The sequence below is a fragment of the Stappia sp. 28M-7 genome, from assembly GCF_014252955.1.
Taxonomy (GTDB): domain Bacteria; phylum Pseudomonadota; class Alphaproteobacteria; order Rhizobiales; family Stappiaceae; genus Stappia.
In genome coordinates, this window is record NZ_JACMIA010000001.1 from 1,163,832 (window position 1) to 1,181,137 (window position 17,306).

Here is a 17,306-nt window from a genome sequence, read left to right on the forward strand (position 1 = left end):
ACTGATGCGATATTCGTGTGCCGGGCTTGCGGCATTGGCGATGCTTGCCCCGGCTGGACAGGCGCAGGCAACGGACCAGCTCGCCGTCTTCCAGGAGCAGTGGCGCACCTTTGTCGCCCAGTGCAGCAGGGTGTTCTCAGGACGCGACGATCACCTTTCGGACGACTTCGACCCTCGTCCCATGCGCCGGAAGATCAGTGCGGACGGTACGGCGATTGCGATTTCCGCCGGATCCACACCGGACTATCTGTCCATCTACATCGACACGCTTCCAGACAGGGAGCTGCGGAGCTGCGCCGTATACCGCGAGGAGTACGGAGCGTTCGACGCTGCAGTGCTGTTTCCCAGGGTTCTCGACTGGCTGCGCGAACAGGGGCTGACAGCGGCTGGCGGGTCCATACCGCTCGATGACAGATCCCATCATCAACTCGGCGTTCATGGAGCTTTCCCCGAACAGGACCTGACGATCCGGGTCCGGCTCTTCGACTGGGGCATCCAGTTGCTCGGCGAACGAACGATATTGAGAAAGTGAGACGACAGTGAAGACATCTATACTCTTCTCCTCTCGTTTGCGCGGCGGCGCTGCCGCGGCTGCGCTCGGTCTGGTGCTCGGGCCTTTGCTCGCCGCATATCCCCTCCGTGCCGACGGTCTCGACGTGCCGATCTACGAATATGGCGGGGACGACCTGCCGACCTGCGCGACAAGTGTCGTTGCCGGGTTGAAGGCAGATGGCGACGGGTTCCTTGCGGTGCGTTCCGGTCCGGGCTCGAACTATCGCGAAATCGGCCGGCTGAGGAACGGCGACAAGGTTTTCACCTTCGACCACAAGGGCAAATGGTTCGGGGTCGTCTACGGCGGCTCGCAGCCGAGCTGTATCTCGCCAGACAAAAAGCGGCTTCTGCCCTATCGCGGCAAGAAGGGCTGGATCCACAGCAACTGGCTGGCGGACCTTGCCGGCTGACAGCGTCCTGGCCGTCGATCCCGTATGCACCGAAGGACCGAACCCAATGCGCTTCTCCTCGTGGCTTGCCTTGTGGTCCGTTGTCGTCTGGGGACTGTGCAGTCCCGCGGCGGCGCAGGGCTGGTTCTCCGAACGTCTCGATGGCGACACCCTCGTCGGCGTTTCAGCAGACGGCAGCGAACTCGTCGTGTTCTGCGGTCGTCCGCTTCTTTCCCTGGAGATCGTGATTGCCGGCATGACGCCGACCGGCCCCGCCTCGGTCTTGGTCGACGATGGCGCGCCCGTCGGCTTTATGTTCGCGAACGGACGCTTCGAGGCGCAAACAGCGGCCCAGACGGAATTGGTACGCAGTCTGATGGACCGGCTCGCGCAGGGGAGCGCGGTGACGCTGTCCACACCCGGCGGAGCCCAGGCCCGGCTGTCGCTCAACGGCTCGTCGCAAGCGCTTTCCGCATGCCCCGCAGCCCGGTTCGCGGCCCCGGTCGCGGGTGCACCCGGGGCGGCAGCTCATGCTGCGCCGGTAGGCGTCGCAAGCACTGCGGGGCAGGGACCTGCCAGCATGGGCTTGCTTGCCGAGCGCTATCTAGCGGCCCTCGGTTTCGATCCCGGCACGGTCGACGGCATCAGCGATGCGGCGACACGCTCCGCGGTCCGGCGGTTCCAGGAACGCTACGGCCTCCCGGCGAACGAGGAACTGCCAGCAGCCCATTTCGCCGTCCTGGAAGCGCTTGCAAAGGCGGGAGCGATGAGCGTCGCATCTACGCCCGCCCCGGTCGCCCCGGCGCCGACGGCAGCGCCTGCCGCTTCGCGACCGCAGCCTCCCGCCGCCGGTAGCGCGCCGGCCGGCGCCGCAATGGCAGGCGGTGGCTCCTATCCCTATCACCGGCTGGCCGGTTGCGAGGGAGAGATCGGCCGGGCCATCGCATGGTACAATTTCACCGGAGAGGGGACGCGCCGCGTGCTGGAAATGACTGACCTCTGCTTCAACCGGGAAACTGGAAGGCTGAGCGGCTCGGAGTGGGAGGACAATCTGCAACTGGTCAGGAGCGAAGGGCCCACGGAATTCTACGAGGTGATCGAGACCGGAAAGAAGTCCTACCAGCGCGCCAAAGCCAGCGTGGGCCGCTACGACGCAGAGGGGCCATTTTCGACAGGCTGGGTCAGCTTCGGATACAGCTCGCCGTCCGGATGGCCGGTCGCGCGCTTCAGCCGCCGTTTCGGCAACGCGGTGGCTCATCTCCACGGCGCGCTTTTCAAGCCGCACAACGGACGGGGACTGACGGAAAACGGCGAATTCAAGATTCACATAAGCGGCAACGACATCCGCGCGCATGACAAGCGCCAGTACAACACGCCGCGATCCGGCAGCGAGGTGCCGTACGTTGCCTTCGAGGGCAAGGCCGTTTTCACAGGAGGCATGGGTAAGGTCACACTTGCCAATACCGAGACCGGCAATGGTACCGGGTCCGGCGAGCTTGATCTTCGCGTTTCGCCAGATGGTGAAATCTCCGGCTCCGGCGTGTTGCGCCTGCAGAGCGCCCGTCTCGCCGGAGCAAATCCGCAGGACTGGAAGACGACCGAGTGGCATATTCGCCTGCTTGCCGGGAATGTCGCCGGCGATACCGGCGAGATACTGATGATGCACGCCATTGCCGAGGGGCAGACCGTCGATCACGACGGGGTTGTGAATCCGGTGCTCGGCAGCCTGACCATCAACGGTTACAGCCGCCGAATTGCCGAACTGACGGAGCATTGGAACTGACAGGGCGCCCAGCCTTCCGTCCGTCGATCTGCATCCGGCGGTGGCGCGAGAACAGCGGCAATCGATCCGCTGACCGACCGCAAGACACACGCAAAGGCGCCCTTCGAGGCGCCTTTGCGTTCTGCAGATGACGTTGCGGCGCCGCAGCGTCGGGGCATCTGCGGGAGGACTTGTCCCCATCCGGAAAGCGAAGAGGGGCGCTGTCTTCAGCTTCTCGAAAGAATCTCGCGTCCAAGGTGTAGCTGGAATTTTCGAGCCCGATGGTCGCGTGCATCGCTTTGCGAACGTCGGCAACACACGCGTTTGTGGAGTATATCGTGAAAGCCTTGTCCAGCCCTCTCGTTGCCGTTCTGATTGCGGGCGTCAGTTCCTTGCCTGCCCTCGCTGCCGAACAGGTGGCCGACCGGATCTGGTCCGGTGGTCCGATCCTGACCATGAACGACGGCGCACCGCGAGCGGAAGCGGTTGCCGAGAAGGATGGCAAGATCATCGCGGTCGGTTCTGCCGACGAGGTGATGAAGCACAAGGGCGAGGGCACCGAGCTCGTCGACCTCAAGGGCCGGGCTATGCTGCCGGGCTTCGTCGATGCCCACGGCCATGCCTTCATGATCGGCGTGCAGGCCGTGTCGGCCAATACCCAGCCCGCCCCTGACGGCAAGGTCAACGACATCGCCGCGCTGCAGGAGACCCTGCGCGAGTGGAAGGGAGCCTATCCGGAGCGCATCAAGCGGCTCGGCACGGTACTCGGCTTCGGCTACGACGACGCGCAGCTCAAGGAGCAGCGCCATCCCACGCGCGAGGATCTGGACGCGGTATCGACCGACGTGCCGATCGTGATCATCCACCAGTCCGCGCATATCGGTGTCTTCAATTCCAAGGCGCTTGAGGCGGTGGGCATCACCGCCGACACCAAGAACCCGGACGGCGGCGTGATCCGGCGCGAGGACGGCAGCAGCGAGCCCAATGGCGTGCTTGAGGAAGCTGCTTTCTTCCCGGCCCTGATGAAGCTGGTCTCCGGTCTCGACAAGGCGGGCGGCGAGGAGCTGTTCGTCGCCGGCACCGAGCTGCTTGCGAGCTACGGCTACACGACCGGCCAGGAAGGCCGCTCCACGCCCAATGTCGTCAGGCTGATGCAGGGGGCCTCCGATGCCGGCCGCATCAAGATCGATGTCGTCACCTATCCGGACGTTCTCGTCGATCGCGACTTCATCGCGGCCAACGTGTCGCAGACCTATACCAACGGGTTCCGTGTCGGCGGCGCCAAGCTGACCATCGACGGCTCGCCGCAGGGTTTCACGGCCCTGCGCGACCGCCCCTACTACAATCCGCCTTCGCATTTCCGTGCGGACTATGCCGGCTATGCGGCCGCTAGCAGCGACCAGGTGTTCGATGCCATCGACTGGGCGTTTGCGAACAACGTCCAGGTCATCACCCATTCCAACGGCGAGGGCGCCTCGGACATGCTGATCGCGGCGATCAAGTCCGCGACCGAGAAGCACGGCAACGACGACCGTCGCCCGGTGCTGATCCACGGCCAGTTCCTGCGCCAGGATCAGGTTGGTGCTCTCGATGAGCTCGACATCTTCCCCTCGTTGTTCCCCATGCACACCTTCTACTGGGGCGACTGGCACCGCGATCGTACCGTCGGTCCGGTCAATGCTGACAATATCTCGCCGACCGGCTGGGTGCGCGAGCGCGGCATGATGTTCTCCACCCACCACGATGCGCCGGTGGCGTTCCCCGACAGCATGCGCATTCTGGACGCCACCGTGACCCGGCGCTCGCGGTCTGGCGATATCCTCGGTCCCAACCAGCGGGTCGATGTGATGACCGCGCTGAAGGCGATGACGATCTGGCCGGCCTATCAGCACTTCGAAGAGGGGCAGAAGGGATCGATCGAGACCGGCAAGGTCGCCGATCTCATCATCCTGAGCCAGGACCCGACGGCGATCGATCCCGAGACGCTGGACACGCTGAAGGTTCAGGAGACGATCAAGCACGGCGAGACCATCTACAGCCGCAGGGACGAAGAGAAGCAGGGCAACCTGCGGATGCGCCCGGGGCCTGACGGCAGCGACGCCCTCGGCAACTTCCTGCGCAACGCCTCGGCCAGCGTCGAGGCTGCCGGCGGCCATGCGCATGGGCCCGATCTTCTATACCAGGCCTTTGCGGCCGGCTTTGGCGCACAGGCGCCTGCCAGCACCCGCTGACCGCAACACCCTTGCCGAACTGAAAGAACGCCCGGGATCGGATGGTCCCGGGCGTTTTGCATCGTGAAAGGGGGGGGCAGCCCCGCGCTAGTCGGGGGCGCCCGCGTCCTTGCGCAGACTGCTCGGCGGGGCGCCAGTCGCCTTCCTGAAGGCGCGCGCGAAGGCGCCCTGATCGGTGTAGCCGAGCCGCCAGGCGATCTCCCCGACCGGCAGCCGCGTGCGCTGCAAGGCCCACAGCGCATAGTCGAGCCGTGCGTCGTCGGTCATCGCGCGAAAACTCGGCCCGTCCGCATCCAGCAGGCGGCGCAGGCTGCGTCCCGATACTCCGAGGTCCGCGGCAATGTCGCCTTGCGAGAACGGCCCCTGTCCGACGCGCCGGCGGATCGCCTCGCCGACGCGCTGCCGGGGGTCGCCGTCCGAGCGTTCCCGTTGCAGGTGATCGGGCGGATGGCCGGGAACGGGAAAGTCGTCGGCCGCAATGGCAAGGTCGAGCAGCCGGGCCGGGAAGGCCAGCATGTTGAGCCGCTGGCCGTAGAGCGGCACGCAGCCGGCTTGCCGGGCAAGCGCCGCGCGGCAGCCGTCCTGCTCGTGTTCCAGCGCCAGTTCCACCGTCGGAACGGTGCCGGCGAACCGCTCGGTCACCGCATGCAGGAAGCCGAGGGTGAACTCGGCATCGCGCGAGCGCGGCCAGATCCGCGGGTCGTGGATGCGATAGGCGAGGGTGCAGGTGTCGCCCTCGACCTGCAGCTCGAAGGTCGTGCCCTCCTGCAGTGCCTGCAGGTCGGCCAGAAGCCGGGACAGGAGCCCGCCGAGCCGCGTTTCGACAAGGCCCGAGGGAAACAGCGTTGCCAGTGCGGGGGCCGCGATCCGTCGGCCGCAGGACCACAGGCAGGCCTGGGTACCGGCCTGGCGCCCGGCGTTTTCCAGCAAGGTCGTGAACCGGTCGAGGGGGATCGCGTGCGAGGGAGCGAGCTTGATGCTGAGACCCGTCTCGGCAAAGGCACGGGGCGCGTCGAGCCCGGCGCCTGCCATCACGTCGCTGATCAGCGGCAGCGCGGCGGCGGAGATCGTCGCCCGAAAGGCGGGCGAGGCGGGAGGCAAGGCGTTGGACGATGCGTGGCGCAAGGGATGTTGCGAGGCGTGCATGGCCGGCTCCGGATCCGTCGCCCGATGGTGGGCGGCGGATCCGGGACTGTCAATCATGGCGCGTGGCCGTTCCGTGCTACTCCGGCAGGCGGATGGTCAGCGCCGGGTTGTGGGGGAAGAAGTTGAAGGGCCGCAGCGTGAATCCCTTCCACATGGTCGACATCACCGGCCAATCCTCGGTATGGGGCACGTGGTGGAAGCCCATCGTGTACCAGGTGACGATGTCGGTGTTGTCGATGGGCCGGTCCTGCTGCGTCCAGGTGGCCAGCGTGTCCGAGCCGTCGCTCTGGAAGGCGAAGCGCCCGCCAGCATAACGCTCGGTCGTGCTGTAGGGCGTGTTCCATAGCGTGTACTCGACATAGGCGTTGCGCTTCATCGGCATGTCGCCGGAGTAGTCGAACGGCGAGTAGGCGACGCTGTTGCCCGGTACGATCATGTAGCCCGGATGATGGCCGAGCGGCCCGTCGGCGCCCATGTTCATGACGTGATACATGGCCGGCGTGTCCGGGTTGACCTTGTAGCGCCCGCCGAGTTCGCTCATCGCCATCTTCGTCTCGGTCACCCAGAACGAACGGCGCGGCGCTCCGTCTTCCGGCTTGCCCGGCACCAGCCCCGTGCGCATGAAGCTGTTGGCCTGGCCGTCGATGTCGAAGTCGAGGCGGAAGTTGAAGTAGTGGTCGTGATTGGGCGCAATCAGGTTCGGCGCAATCAAGGTGCCGTAGCGGGTTTCCTCGGCTGCTCCCTCGTCGCGCATCGACTTGATGACCGCGCCCTTCACCGCGTCGAGACCGGTGGAGCCGACCATCACGTCGAGCCGGCCGTCCTGATGGAAGACGTAGTCGACCAGATAGTCGTAGTTGCCGACCTCGGAAGCCGAGCGGACCACCAGCTGCGTCGCGGGGCGTCCTTCCGCCGGCACCTGCTCGCTCTCGCTCTGCGCGAAGATCTCGAAGTGCCGCCAGGCCGGGTCGCCGATATTGCGCTCGAAGATGCAGATCGCATCGGGAATGGAGAGCGGCGTGCCCTGGTCGGTATGCACCACCGCCGGCAGGAAAGTGGCGTGGGCCGGACAGTCGACGCCGGCCCTGAGCGGAGTGAGGAAGATGCCGAAGCCGTACTCGCCGCTGTCCATGTAGGTGCGCCAGTACCAGCCCTCGTCCGGATCCATATAGGGCACGAAGACCTCGGACAGATGCGCCTGGTAAAGCACGGAGCGCCAGCGCTCGCCGTCACGGGCCTCGATGTTCGACAGCACAACGCCGGGGCGCTTGTCGACACGGGCGCGGAACCGCCAGATGTCCCAGGAGATCAGGCCGTTCTCGATGGTGACGTTGGAGCCGCCCGGCTGCGACAGGGTGACCGGATTGCCGCGCGGACGAAGAGCGCCGGTGCGTGCCTCCACTTCCGCTTCCGTGTAGCCCCAACCGTCCTCCGGCACGGGCCTCACACCGGTATCGAACACCTCGACCACAGATCCGGCGTTGAGATCGACCACGGCATAGAGGCCTTCCACCGGCTTGGCGTAGAAATTTGAACCCTCCGGCAGGACGTAGCACGGCACCTTCATCAGGCGCCGGCCGTCTTCCTCCGGCATGCCGAAGAGGCCGGCGGTCAGCGGCAGGCAGAACAGCTGCTCGGGCTTGAGCCCGCGCTTGGCCAGACCCTCGATGAACTGCGGGTTGGAGGTCGCAAGCTCCATCGCGGTCATGAACTCGGCAACCAGGATCATCGTCTCGGCGGGCGCCGGTTCGACCGAGACTACGCGGTCGCCCGCAAGGTCCACCTCGGCGACGAAGATGCCCTCGGTGGTCTTGAAATGCACCTCGACGGCACGCGGTTCCGGATCGCCCTCGCTCCAGCCGAGCACTACGGACTTTTCCGGCTCCTTCAGAGAGATATAGGGATAGAGCGTGCCTTCGCCCGTCCGTCCGGCGGCGGTCAGCAGGGCGACGGCCTCGGTGATCTCCGCCTCGCTCAAGGCGTCGAGCGGATGGCTTGCCGCCGGCAGCGCGGTCGACGCAAGCAGTCCCGCAGCCATGAAGCCGGCTGCGAAGCGATGAATATGCGGCATGGGGAATGCCCCTCCTCAAAAATTATCCCGTCTGGATAGGCGGTGCCGGATCTGTCGTCCGGTCGTTGCCGCCCTGGAGGCAAAATAGGGCCGGACAGAAGGATGGGTTGTGCAATTGTGGCCAGAAGCGCAGGATTGCTCTGGATCTCCGGCGCAGCGTGCGCCTGTCCGGCTTGATGCCGATCAAGGCGGGCAGGGGCTCGAAATGCTAGTCACGCGGAAAGACGGGGTGGCTGATGCCGGCTGTCGGCGGCGGATTGTCGCGGAGTTGACGTGTCGCAATCCGATCGCTCGTGCTCGGCGCTAGTGTCGCCCTGATCGGGTGAACCGCAGCTTCCAAGGGTGTCCCGAGACGGGATAGCGGAGCCCAGTGACATGGACGGAACAATGCGCGCAGAAACGGACACCACCGGTGCCGGCGGCCAGCCGGACGAATGGTTTGCCTCGGCCAAGAAGATCTATCCGATGGCGGTGCACGGCACCTTCCGGAAGATCAAGTGGGCGGTGCTCTTCGCCACGCTCGGCATCTACTATTTTCTGCCCTTCGTGCGCTGGGACCGGGGTCCCGACGCGCCGGATCAGGCCGTCCTCATCGATCTTGCCGGCCGGCGCGCCTATTTCTTCTTCATCGAGATCTGGCCGCAGGAGGTCTACTACCTCACCGGCTTGCTGATCCTCGCGGCGATGGCGCTGTTCCTGATGAACGCCGTCGCCGGCCGGATCTGGTGTGGCTACCTGTGCCCTCAGACCGTGTGGACCGACCTGTTCCTGTGGGTCGAACGCCAGATCGAGGGCGACCGGCGCGAGCGGATGTTGCTCGATGCCGAGCGCTGGAGCGTCGCCAAGGTCCTGCAGAAGTTTTCCAAGCACACCTTGTGGCTGATGATCGCCTGGTGGACGGGCGGTGCCTGGGTACTCTACTTCGCCGACGCGCCGACCTTGGTTAAATCGCTGGCGACCGGCGAGGCGCCGTTCTCGGCCTATCTGTGGATCGGCATTCTCACCTTCACCACCTACGCGCTGGCCGGTCACATGCGCGAGCAGGTCTGCATCTTCCTGTGCCCCTGGCCGCGCATCCAGGCAGCGCTCACGGACGAGGACGCGCTCAACGTCACCTACCGCTATGACCGCGGCGAGCCGCGCGGCTCGCTGAAGCAGAGCCGCAAGCGCGTCGACGAGGGGCTGCCCGCCGGCGACTGCATCGACTGCTACCAGTGCGTCCATGCCTGTCCGACCGGCGTCGACATCCGCAACGGAACCCAGCTCGGCTGCATCCAGTGCGGACTGTGCATCGATGCCTGCGACACGGTCATGGACAAGATCGGCAAGCCGCACGGCCTGATCGCCTACGACACCGACGACAACATCAAGCGCCGGATGGCGGGCGAGGAGACCGTCGTGCGGATGGTCCGTCCGCGTACCGTCATCTATGCCGCGATCATCGTGCTGGTCGGCGCGATCATGGCATATGCGCTGGCCATGCGTCAGCACGAGGGCATGAGCGTTCTGCACGACCGCAACCCGATCTACGTGGAGCTGTCCGACGGCGGTGTGCGCAACGGCTACACCATCCGCATGCTCAACAAGCGGCTGAGCGCGCGCGAGTTCGCCCTGTCTGTGGAAGGCATGCCTGAGGGCACCCGCGTAGAGGTCGTCGGCATCAGCGAGCATGTCGACGGTGCGCCGATCATCACCGTCGGGGTCGACACCACGCGCGAGCTGCGCGTGCTGGTCTTCTCGCCGGGTGATGCGCAGCTCGACAAGTCGACGCCGATCGTCTTCCGCCTGCGCGACATGGCAAGCGGCGACACGGCGACGGCGAGCGACTTCTTCAAGGCACCCTAAGTCGCGGCCGGCACGTACTAATCCTGACCGGAGGCTTGCGTCTGTCGCAAGCCTCCCCCATCCGGTAGGATCGCCCGCATGGAAAATTGCATCGATCAGAGGCTCGACATGACCGCATCCCGCGCTGTAACGACGCACCCCGCCGAGCGCAAGGTAACGGGCCGGACCGTGCTGATCTGGCTCGGCAGCTTCTTCTTCGTGATGCTCGTTGCCAACATCTTCTTCGTCTATTTCGCGCTGTCCTCCTTCCCTGGCGTGGTGACCGACCGGGCCTATGAGGCAGGGCAGGCCTATAACGGCGAGATCGCCGCATCGCGCGCGCAAGGCGAGCTGAACTGGAACGTCAGCGGCGAAGTCACACGCAACAGCGACGGTATCGCCCGCATCCAGGTCTCCGCGCTCGATGCCGCCGGCAATCCTCTGACCGGCCTGTCGGTCGAGGCAACGCTGCAGCGCCCTGCAAGCCCCGAGCCGGCCCGCAAGCTGGTGCTGAGCGAGGGCGAACTCGGCCGCTATTCGGCCGAGGCCGAAGACGTTGCGGCCGGCCGCTGGATCCTGCAGCTCGATGCGAGTTCCGGCGCCGAAGGCGAGACCTTCCGCTCGCAGAACCGCGTCTTCTTTTCCGAATAGACGGCCGGCTAGGAAAGGCGGCAGGCGACATGACCGTGCATGAGCGCGACTGGGACGCATTCGTCACGCTGAAGGACGACGGCAAGGCGCATATGGACCTCGCCGTCGAAGGGGTGACCTGTGCCGCCTGCATGGCCGAGATCGAGCATGGCCTCGCGCTCGTGCCCGGCGTCGAAAAGGCCCGCCTCAACCTGACCAGCCACCGCCTTGCCGTCGACTGGCGGCAGGAGGAGACGGATGCCGAGCGGATCATCGACGTCCTGTCGCGGCTCGGCTATCGGGCCCATCCCTTCGATCCGGCGGATGTGCGCGAGCGCTCCGACGCAGCAGGGCGCGAGTTGCTGCGCGCGCTTGCCGTTTCCGGCTTCGCCATGATGAACATCATGCTGCTGTCTGTCTCGGTCTGGTCGGGCAACGCCAGCGGCATCGATCCGGAAACCCGCGACTTCTTCCACTGGGTATCGGCGCTAATCGCGTTGCCGGCCGCCGTCTATGCCGGACGGCCGTTCCTGCGCTCGGCCTTCGCAGCGCTGGCTGCGCGCCGGCTCAACATGGATGTGCCGATCGTCATCGGCGTCAGCCTCGCGTTATTCCTTTCAGTCATGCAGACCGTCCAGTCGGCTCATCACGCCTATTTCGAATCCGCCGTGATGCTATTGTTCTTCCTGCTGATCGGCCGCTATCTCGACCACACGATGCGCCGGCGGACGCGGGCTTTTGCCGAAAACATCGCCGCGCTCAAGGCAGAGACAGCGGTGATCCAGCGGCCCGACGGCTCCTTGCGCGAGGTGCCGCTGTCGCGGGTCGATCCGGGCGCATTGATCCATGTGCGCGCCGGCGAGCGCGTGCCGCTGGACGGGCGCGTCGTCGCCGGCCGCTCGGAGATCGACCAGAGCCTTGTCACCGGCGAGACGGCGCTTGCCTCCGTCGGCCCGGGCGATGCGGTCTATGCCGGCACCACCAACGCCTCCGCCAGTCTCACCGTGCAGGTCACGGTTGCCTCCGGCGCGACGTTGCTCGACGAGGTGACGCGCCTGCTGGAAACCGCCGCGCAGGCCCGCTCGCGCTATGTCCAGCTCGCCGACCGGGTGGCGCGCCTTTATTCGCCGGTCGTGCATCTTGCCGCGCTTCTCACCTTCGCCGGCTGGTATCTGGTCGGTGCCGACTGGCAGCATGCGCTGGTCATTGCGATTTCCGTGCTGATCATCACCTGCCCCTGCGCGCTCGGCCTCGCCGTTCCGGCGGTCCAGGTGGTCACGTCCGGTCTCCTGTTCCGCGCCGGCGTGCTGCTGCATTCGGGCGATGCGATCGAGCGGCTGGCCGAGGCGGACACCATCGTCTTCGACAAGACCGGTACGCTGACGCTGCCGCTGCCGGCGGTCGCGGCCACTGGGGATATCGATCCGCAGGTCCTGCAACTGGCGGGCCGGCTGGCACTGGCGAGCCGCCACCCGCTTGCCGGCGCGCTTGCGCGCGCCTCCGGCGCGTCCATCCCGCTCGAGAACGTCCGCGAGACGCCGGGCGAGGGCATCGGGGCCACGTTCGAGGGGCGGGAGCTTCGGCTCGGCAGCGCCCGCTTCTGCGGCATGCAGGAGGGCGCCGTAGCGGAGTTCGTCCACCGGCATCCGGGCAGCTCGCTGATCGCCTTCCGCGACGGGGATGCCCCGGCCGTGCCGTTTGCCGTCGGCCAGCGGCTGCGCCCGGACGCGGTGGAGACCGTGGAACGCCTGCGCCGCGAGGGCTACCGGATGGCGATCCTGTCCGGCGACCGCACAGCGCCGGTAGAGGAAGTGGCGCGCGAACTCGGTATCGACGACTGGGCGGGCGAACTCACCCCGACGGCGAAGATCGCGCGGCTGGAACAGCTGGCCGGCGAGGGGCGCAAGGTGCTGATGGTCGGAGATGGGCTCAATGACGCCCCGGCGCTTGCCGCCGCCCATGTCTCGATCTCGCCGGTGACGGCGGTCCATGTGGCGCAGGCCGCCGCGGATGCGGTTTTCCTCGGCGACAGGCTCGCCCCCGTCGCCGAGGCGCTGGGGCACTCCCGCCGCGCGCACAAGGCGATGGTGCAGAACCTGCGCTTTTCCATGCTCTACAATTTCGTGGCCGTACCGTTCGCCGTGGCCGGCTTCGTCACACCGCTCTGGGCGGCGCTTGCCATGTCCTCCTCATCCCTGGTGGTGACGCTGAACGCGCTTCGGCTGCGCCTGTCGCGCCAGCCCGATATCGCTGCCCCGCCCGAGGCGGTGCCGGTGGCCGCCGGGCCGGCAACGTCGGGCCTTGAAGGGAAGGCTGCCTGATGGACGTCCTGGTCTATCTCATTCCCGTCGCCCTGGTGCTCGGCCTGCTCGGCCTTGCCGGGTTTCTGTGGTCGCTCAAGTCCGGCCAGTACGAGGACCTGGAGGGGGCCAAGTACCGGATCCTGCAGGATGACGACCTGCCGGAGGGAGATGGCAAAAACGACGGGCGGGGATAACCGTTATTTCAGATTTCCCGTGCCATATGGTCTGGCATCGGAGGTTGAACGTGTCGCTTGATCTGGCATCCCTGACCTTTCTTCTCGTCGAAGACAGCGCTTACATGCGTACGATCCTGCGCACGATGCTGCAGGGATTCGGCGCGCGGCGGATCGTCGAGGCGGAAGATGGCGCGTCCGGCCTGGAGGCCATGGAACGCGCCAATCCGGACATCCTGATTCTGGATTGGGTGATGCCGATCCTCGACGGCGCCGACATGGTGCGCATGATCCGCAATCCTCACAATCCCTTCGCCTATATTCCGATCATCATGGTGACGGGCCATACCGAGCGCAGCCGCATCATCGAGGCGCGGCGTCTCGGCGTGCATGAGCTGCTCTCCAAGCCGATCTCGGCCAAGGCGCTCTATCAGCGCGTCAACAGCGTGATCATGCAGCCGCGGGATTTCGTGAAGACGCCCAGTTACTTCGGCCCCGCTCCCCGTGAGATCCGCAACCGGCAAAAGATCTGGCAGGGCATGGAAAACGGCGAGGACGGGCAGGCAGCCTGAACCACACGGTCGACGTTTCCAGTCCCAGTCAACGAACGCAGAAGACGTATGCGTCTGCCCGCCCGGCCGCCGGCTGGGCGGCGATCAACCGCGCGCGTTCAGCTCTCGTCCTGGGACGAGCTGTCCGTGTCGCGTTGCCCGGCCGCCTTGCGCCGGCGCAGGTTGGCGCGCAGCGCCGCCGCGAGCCGCGCCTCGCGGGCCTCGTCGCGGCCGCCGGGCCGACGGCCGGCCGGTTTTCCCCCGGTTCCGGTTTTCGCCTTGTCGTCCGTCTGTCGTGTGCGGTCTGTCACGCAGCGTCTCGCGTCGTTTTTCCTGAAGTCTTGCCCGTCAGGATATGCCGGAAAAGCCGTCATTTTGGCAAGGCCGGCGGCCCCGCGCGCCCGCTGCGCGTCGCGCTTTGTACCTGTCGGGTGGATGGGGCGTGGATTGCGGTGTCAAAACCCGTGAACCCCTCTTGACCATGCCGGAATTTGCGCATAAACCCGCGCTCATCGCTGCCGTAGCTCAGGGGTAGAGCACTCCCTTGGTAAGGGAGAGGTCGAGAGTTCAAATCTCTCCGGCAGCACCATTCATCCCCTTGAAATCGTTATTGTCTCTTGCTTTTCAGCCGCTTGCATACATGCTGCGCCTACAAAGACGCATACAAACGAGCATGTCGTGGCAGGCAGAGTCAGGCACCTTCATCAGGATTCTCGCGGTCGATTCTACGCGAGAGTGAGCGTCCCGGCTGAACTCCGCGCCGCGCTCGGCAAGCGTGAACTGTTGAAAGCCCTGGGAGGTGATCGCCAGGTCGCACTTCGCGCACTGCCGGAGGTGATTGCCGGATTCAATCGGCAGATCGAGAGTGCGCGCACTCGCCTGGGCAGCGTTGAGACCGCGGGGTTGGCTGAGAAGCCCGTCACACCACTCACAGTCGAGGAGATTAGCGCGCTTCACTATGCCGACCGACTTCGTGCAGATGAGGAACTGCGCGATCTCACGCCGGGCTACGCACGCATCGGGATCGACGACGGTTACGTCGCCGACGTGAAGCAGATCGTCGCGGGCGCGGCCAGCAACGCTCTCATTCACCGCATTTTCGGTCGGGAAATCGAGACACATCTGCGGAACGGCTCTTATTCGTGCTCGCACGGTGGGGCGGACTGGCGGCGTCTGGCGCGCCACCTCGCTTACGCCGAGATCGAGGTCTTGAAGCGGATGTTCGAGCGTGACGAAGGTCAGTTAGTCACTGAACACCCCCAATGGGCCCTGGATCATGCGCCCAAGCCGGCGTCGGAGGCGGTTATCGACGACTCGGAGGAGGGCGATGACCACGAAACATCGATCCGGGCGCTGTTCGAGGCGTGTCGTAAGGCGAAGGCCGGTGGTCAGGGAGGTGAACGCACCACCAAGGCCTATACTGGGCCGGTCGAGAGCCTGATCGCGTTCCTTGGCGCCGACAACGTGACGCTGTTGACGAACAGAAGGATTAGCGACTGGCTTTCGCATCTTCAGTTCGAAAGGGGCCTCGCAGCGAAGACCGTTAACAGCCGCTATCTCACAATGGTGAAGTCGACGCTGAAATGGGCCAGCAACCACGGTTATATCGAACCAATCGCGATAACCGCCTCGGTGAGCGTCCCCAAGAAGCGGCTCAATCGCGAAAAGGGATACACGGACGAAGAGGCAAGACGCGCGCTTGAGTTCGCCTACAGTTACGTGCGGCCCGCCGACACGCGCGAGAGCGACCAGCTTTCGGCAGCCAAACGATGGGCTCCCTGGCTTGCCCACTTCACCGGAGCCCGGATCGGGGAGATCACGCAGCTTCGCAAGCAGGACATCAGCGAACGAGACGGCGTCGCCGTCATGCGGATCACGCCAGATGCAGGAACGACGAAAACCGGCCTCTATCGCGACGTTCCCTTGCATCGCCAGCTGATCGAGCAGGGCTTTCTCGAGTTCGTGAAGGATGCCACGGATGACCCCCTGTTCTACCCGAAGCGCGACGGTGAGCAGGAGGCGGTCAAGTCTGCCGAGACGATCTCCAACCGCGTCGCCAAATGGCTCAAGGACGCTGACATGGTTCCCACAGGCGTCGCTCCCCTTCACGGCTTCCGTCACGCATTCAAGACGAACGCGAGGATCCATGGCCTGTCAGACCGCGTCTCCGACGCCATTCAAGGACATGCCAGCCGCACGGCGGGCGACGACTACGGAGACGTCACGATCGACGTGAAGAAACGCGAGATCGAGAAGCAGCCTGATGTCCGGCTTGACGATGCCATAGATGACGGCGGACGACATTGAGGCTTGGTTCCCCCGCGGCTCGCTAGAAGCTGGCATATTGGGTGATCGTCCGTTCACGTCGCACGGGCATGCGCAAAATTTGCGAATGCCGCACCAAGTCGCGCGAGAACTGCCAATTCGGATTGAAAACTTCCTCAAATCCCAAAACATCTGGTCGATGAGCCGGCTATGCCGCTGGGATGTTCCGTAAGGTGGCTCTAATCAGAGTCGCCAAGCCTTGGCGTCCGGCCGCTTCGTCCCATTGGTGTCATTCCCCCGCTGTCTGTGCAAAGCGCGGAACAGATTCTCAATCTTCGCCCTCGCCGCTCAGGCCGAATTCCCGGACCAGGAACTCGATGGTCTTCTCGTCGTAGATCTTGCAGGCAATGTTCTGGTTGGCGAAGATACCGGAATAGGTCTTGGCATTGGATCGGTCGACGGTCTTCTTCCAGTCGATGCCGATCACATATGCCCGCTTTTCCGGATCGTCGCCGAACTCGGTGAAGTAGCCGCGCGGGACGGCCTCGATGAGGCGCCGCCCGTCCGCGATCAGGAAGTCGTCGGCGGGCTGCATCTCGGAGCGCACCACGCCATGCCCGAGATAGCCGGTGTTCTTCTGGTAGAAGAAGACCCGGTCGCCGACCGAAAGCCGGGCCAGCCCGTCCGAATACCACTTGCCGCCCGAGGCGACGACATAGCCATGGCGGCGCAGGTCCTCCCAGGGCACGTCGTTTTCGGCGCCGGCAGTCAGGTACCAGTAGCCGCTCCAGGGGGCGCGGGTGTTGCGGGTGGCGCGCTCGGCGACCTCCTCCTGCTCCAGCAGCGTGTCGGTCGACAGCCACTGGACGCCCTGGTCCTCGAAGACGTTGAAGAAGGCGACATTGATGCCGACCCCGTGCACCTCGGACAGGTATTCGATGATGCGCGTAGTCGTCTCATCCATGCTGCCGGCGACGATCATCATCTGGTGCGACGCGTTGAGCGTGTCGGGGGGCGGCACTGAGAAGCGCTCGCGATAGACCTCGTCCAGGGTGCGGCCGGTCTTTTCCAAGCAGAGCGCGTGCACATCGCGCGTCGACAGGGACACCACCCAGGAGGCGTAGTCGAGCACCTGTGCGACGATCTCGCGCGGCGTCCGGTCCCGCTTCAGCTCGATGATGATGAGCGAGCCGTCCTTGTCCATCGCCAGCAGGTCGATGCGGCCGCGATTGGCGATGGTCACTTCGCGTCCGATGATGACGCCATTGATCCCGACAAGGCCGAGATTGTCGCGCACCCATTCTTGGATCATCACCTCGTTGGCGAGCCTGGAGCGCGCGGCGCGCACCAAGGCGCCATTCTCGATCCGGAAAAGTTCGCTCATGTGTTCTCAAAAGCCCCTTGTCGCA

General features: G+C 65.3%; 14 protein-coding genes and 1 tRNA gene. 11 read left to right on the plus strand and 4 right to left on the minus strand.

Features of this window, described 5'->3' with window-relative positions; genetic code table 11:
* Positions 1 to 34 precede the first annotated feature (34 nt).
* The 4 genes from H7H34_RS05280 (at position 35) to H7H34_RS05295 (ending at position 4,934) form a co-directional block, all read left to right on the plus strand.
* On the plus strand, positions 35 to 532 hold the full coding sequence (locus H7H34_RS05280) for a hypothetical protein (protein WP_185924473.1): 498 nt from the start codon (positions 35 to 37) through the stop codon (positions 530 to 532).
* A gap of 7 nt (positions 533 to 539) precedes the next feature.
* Positions 540 to 962, plus strand: coding sequence for an SH3 domain-containing protein (locus H7H34_RS23685; protein WP_185924474.1), 423 nt, complete (start codon positions 540 to 542; stop codon positions 960 to 962).
* 46 nt (positions 963 to 1,008) lie between these two features.
* Positions 1,009 to 2,724, plus strand: coding sequence for a peptidoglycan-binding domain-containing protein (locus tag H7H34_RS05290; protein ID WP_185924475.1), 1,716 nt, complete (start codon positions 1,009 to 1,011; stop codon positions 2,722 to 2,724).
* A gap of 317 nt (positions 2,725 to 3,041) precedes the next feature.
* Positions 3,042 to 4,934 carry an amidohydrolase gene (locus H7H34_RS05295; protein WP_209006161.1) on the plus strand — a complete coding sequence of 631 codons (1,893 nt, stop codon included), beginning with the start codon at positions 3,042 to 3,044 and terminating at the stop codon, positions 4,932 to 4,934.
* Positions 4,935 to 5,021: 87 nt separating this feature from the next.
* Here H7H34_RS05295 and qhpR read toward each other — a convergent pair whose 3' ends face one another.
* Positions 5,022 to 6,080: an AraC-like transcriptional regulator QhpR gene (gene qhpR / locus H7H34_RS05300; protein ID WP_185924477.1), complete on the minus strand. Its 1,059-nt coding sequence runs from the start codon at positions 6,078 to 6,080 to the stop codon at positions 5,022 to 5,024.
* A gap of 76 nt (positions 6,081 to 6,156) precedes the next feature.
* The gene (locus H7H34_RS05305) at positions 6,157 to 8,151 is read right to left on the minus strand and encodes a copper amine oxidase (RefSeq protein ID WP_185924478.1); all 1,995 of its coding nucleotides are present in this window, start codon (positions 8,149 to 8,151) and stop codon (positions 6,157 to 6,159) included.
* Between the two features lie 387 nt (positions 8,152 to 8,538).
* Here H7H34_RS05305 and ccoG point away from each other — a divergent pair, with 387 nt between their 5' ends.
* From ccoG to H7H34_RS05330, 5 genes are all read left to right on the plus strand, one after another.
* Complete coding sequence (gene ccoG / locus H7H34_RS05310; RefSeq protein ID WP_209006162.1) at positions 8,539 to 9,996, plus strand: cytochrome c oxidase accessory protein CcoG; 1,458 nt, start codon at positions 8,539 to 8,541, stop codon at positions 9,994 to 9,996.
* A 108-nt stretch (positions 9,997 to 10,104) separates the two neighbouring features.
* Positions 10,105 to 10,626 (plus strand): FixH family protein, encoded by a 522-nt coding sequence (locus H7H34_RS05315; protein ID WP_185924479.1) that lies wholly within the window; start codon positions 10,105 to 10,107, stop codon positions 10,624 to 10,626.
* A 29-nt stretch (positions 10,627 to 10,655) separates the two neighbouring features.
* Entirely contained in the window at positions 10,656 to 12,926 is a 2,271-nt protein-coding gene (locus H7H34_RS05320) for a heavy metal translocating P-type ATPase (protein WP_185924480.1), read from the plus strand.
* Positions 12,926 to 13,102 (plus strand): cbb3-type cytochrome oxidase assembly protein CcoS, encoded by a 177-nt coding sequence (gene ccoS, locus H7H34_RS05325; RefSeq protein WP_120268865.1) that lies wholly within the window; start codon positions 12,926 to 12,928, stop codon positions 13,100 to 13,102. Before H7H34_RS05320 ends, ccoS begins: the two co-directional genes overlap by 1 nt.
* A 26-nt stretch (positions 13,103 to 13,128) precedes the next feature.
* Complete coding sequence (locus H7H34_RS05330) at positions 13,129 to 13,653, plus strand: response regulator (RefSeq protein ID WP_067221173.1); 525 nt, start codon at positions 13,129 to 13,131, stop codon at positions 13,651 to 13,653.
* A 98-nt stretch (positions 13,654 to 13,751) separates the two neighbouring features.
* On the opposite strand, the gene H7H34_RS05335 is transcribed toward H7H34_RS05330, so the two are convergent.
* Entirely contained in the window at positions 13,752 to 13,943 is a 192-nt protein-coding gene (locus H7H34_RS05335) for a hypothetical protein (protein ID WP_185926643.1), read from the minus strand.
* Between the two features lie 203 nt (positions 13,944 to 14,146).
* Between H7H34_RS05335 and H7H34_RS05340 the strand changes: the two genes are divergently transcribed.
* Both H7H34_RS05340 and H7H34_RS23690 read left to right on the plus strand, forming a co-directional pair.
* Positions 14,147 to 14,221, plus strand: a tRNA-Thr gene (locus H7H34_RS05340).
* 89 nt (positions 14,222 to 14,310) lie between these two features.
* Complete coding sequence (locus tag H7H34_RS23690; RefSeq protein ID WP_371811360.1) at positions 14,311 to 15,939, plus strand: tyrosine-type recombinase/integrase; 1,629 nt, start codon at positions 14,311 to 14,313, stop codon at positions 15,937 to 15,939.
* 286 nt (positions 15,940 to 16,225) lie between these two features.
* Here H7H34_RS23690 and H7H34_RS05350 read toward each other — a convergent pair whose 3' ends face one another.
* Positions 16,226 to 17,281 (minus strand): endonuclease NucS domain-containing protein, encoded by a 1,056-nt coding sequence (locus H7H34_RS05350; protein WP_185924482.1) that lies wholly within the window; start codon positions 17,279 to 17,281, stop codon positions 16,226 to 16,228.
* Between the last annotated feature and the right edge of the window lie 25 nt (positions 17,282 to 17,306).

Bases quoted from the DNA above. Each gene is read 5' to 3' on its own strand.
- H7H34_RS05290 (WP_185924475.1), top strand. From the start codon at position 1,009: ATGCGCTTCTCCTCGTGGCTTGCCTTGTGGTCCGTTGTCGTCTGGGGA.
- qhpR (WP_185924477.1), bottom strand. From the start codon at position 6,080: ATGCACGCCTCGCAACATCCCTTGCGCCACGCATCGTCCAACGCCTTG.
- H7H34_RS05305 (WP_185924478.1), bottom strand. From the start codon at position 8,151: ATGCCGCATATTCATCGCTTCGCAGCCGGCTTCATGGCTGCGGGACTG.
- ccoG (WP_209006162.1), top strand. From the start codon at position 8,539: ATGCGCGCAGAAACGGACACCACCGGTGCCGGCGGCCAGCCGGACGAA.
- H7H34_RS05315 (WP_185924479.1), top strand. From the start codon at position 10,105: ATGACCGCATCCCGCGCTGTAACGACGCACCCCGCCGAGCGCAAGGTA.
- H7H34_RS05320 (WP_185924480.1), top strand. From the start codon at position 10,656: ATGACCGTGCATGAGCGCGACTGGGACGCATTCGTCACGCTGAAGGAC.
- ccoS (WP_120268865.1), top strand. From the start codon at position 12,926: ATGGACGTCCTGGTCTATCTCATTCCCGTCGCCCTGGTGCTCGGCCTG.
- H7H34_RS05330 (WP_067221173.1), top strand. From the start codon at position 13,129: ATGGTCTGGCATCGGAGGTTGAACGTGTCGCTTGATCTGGCATCCCTG.
- H7H34_RS05350 (WP_185924482.1), bottom strand. From the start codon at position 17,281: ATGAGCGAACTTTTCCGGATCGAGAATGGCGCCTTGGTGCGCGCCGCG.